Below are 1,468 nucleotides of genomic sequence, written 5' to 3'. Positions count from 1 at the left end.
CAGCCGCACCGACTCGCGGCCGGCGACCACCTCGGCCGGGTCGGCGACCTCGGGCAGCACCCGGTCGTCGGGCGCCGGGCCGACCCAGATCTGCTCCGGGCGCGGCTCGCCGGGATGGGTGGCCGTGCCGACGCCCGCCGGGCCGAGGTCCATCGGCCGGACCCGGCGCTGCGCGCTGGTGGCCATGCTGAGGCAGACGTTCGTGGCGATCCGGTAGAGCCAGGTCCGCAGCGCGGACCGCCCCTCGAACTTGTCGAAGTTGCGCCAGGCCCGGACGAAGGTGTCCTGCACCGCGTCCTCGGCTTCGAAGGCCGAACCCAGCATCCGGTAGCAGTAGCCGGTCAGCTCCGACCGGTACGCCTCTAGTTGCGCCTCGACGGGAACGCTCGCCACCTCGCTCACCCGGCTGAAACTAGCCCACATGCTGCATGAACGCGAGTACCCCGGGCGCGCGGCGATGAGTACGCCCCGTTCGCCCGGTCCACCGGTGGTCAGGTCAGCACACCCGAGGAGCACCGATGACCACCACGCAGCGCGACGAGACCCACGCCCCCGGGCGGTACGCCGACGTCAACGGCGTACGCCTCTACCACGAGACACACGGCAGCGGACGGCCGATGATCCTGCTGCACGGCGGCCTCACCTCGGGCGAGATGTTCGCGCCGATCCTGCCCGTGCTCACCGCGAAACACCAGGTCGTCGTGGTGGACCTGCAGGGGCACGGCCGCACCGCCGACGTGGACCGGCCGCTCGACATGGCGTTGATGGCCGACGACGTCGCCGCGCTGATCGACCACCTCGGGCTGGACCGGCCGGACGTGGTCGGCTTCTCCCTCGGCGGCGGCGTCGCCCTGCACGTCGGTTTCCGGCACCCGGAGAAGATCGGCCGGCTGGTCGCCGCGTCCGCGCACATCCGCCGCGACGCCGTCTACCCGGACATGCTGGCGCAGCAGGGTCAGGTCAACGCCGCGGCGGCCGAGTACCTGAAGGACACCCCGATGTACGAGCTGTACGAGCGGGTCGCGCCGCGTCCGGAGGACTTCCCCCGGCTGCTCGACAAGATCGGCGAGGCGATGCGGAAGGACTTCGACCTCGCCGACCAGGTGCGTGCCCTGCGGGTGCCGACGCTCGTGGTCGCCGCCGACGCCGACATGGCCCCGCCGAGCCACTTCGTGGAGGTGTTCGAGCTGCTCGACGGCGGCCGGCGCGACGGCGGCTGGACCGGCGAGGGCCGCCCGGCGGGCGGGCACGCGCTGGCGATCCTGCCCGGCCTGACCCACTACGACATCGACCAGTCGCCGCTGTTCGCCGCGGTCACCCTGGACTTCCTCGACCGGGACCGCTGACCCGCGCGTGTGCCGCGTCCCGTACCGGGGTACCGCTTCCGGAGGAACACCGGTGAGGAGGACGAGATGACCGACCCCAGGTACGCACCGATCGGGCTGGCCACCTCCGGGCAACTCGTCAC

The 1,468-nt window shown here is 72.4% G+C and carries 2 protein-coding genes; one reads left to right on the top strand and one right to left on the bottom strand.

Features of this window, described 5'->3' with window-relative positions; translation table 11 throughout:
• Positions 1-423, bottom strand: a 423-nt coding sequence (locus KBX39_RS31075) for a sigma-70 family RNA polymerase sigma factor (RefSeq protein WP_210873967.1), incomplete at its 3' end; no start/stop codon positions are given.
• A gap of 95 nt (positions 424-518) precedes the next feature.
• On the opposite strand from KBX39_RS31075, the gene KBX39_RS31070 reads away from it, so the two are divergent.
• Complete coding sequence (locus tag KBX39_RS31070) at positions 519-1,346, top strand: alpha/beta fold hydrolase (RefSeq protein ID WP_210873965.1); 828 nt, start codon at positions 519-521, stop codon at positions 1,344-1,346.
• Positions 1,347-1,468: the final 122 nt, after the last annotated feature.

Origin of the sequence: Micromonospora sp. D75 (genome assembly GCF_018070405.1) — a bacterium.
Taxonomy (GTDB): Bacteria; Actinomycetota; Actinomycetes; order Mycobacteriales; family Micromonosporaceae; genus Micromonospora; species Micromonospora chalcea.
The sequence above is the reverse complement of the archived record's forward strand: the minus strand, read 5'-3'. Positions and strand labels throughout refer to the sequence as shown.

Coding starts and splice junctions, on each gene's coding strand:
- KBX39_RS31070 (WP_210873965.1), top strand. CDS start 519: ATGACCACCACGCAGCGCGACGAGACCCACGCCCCCGGGCGGTACGCC.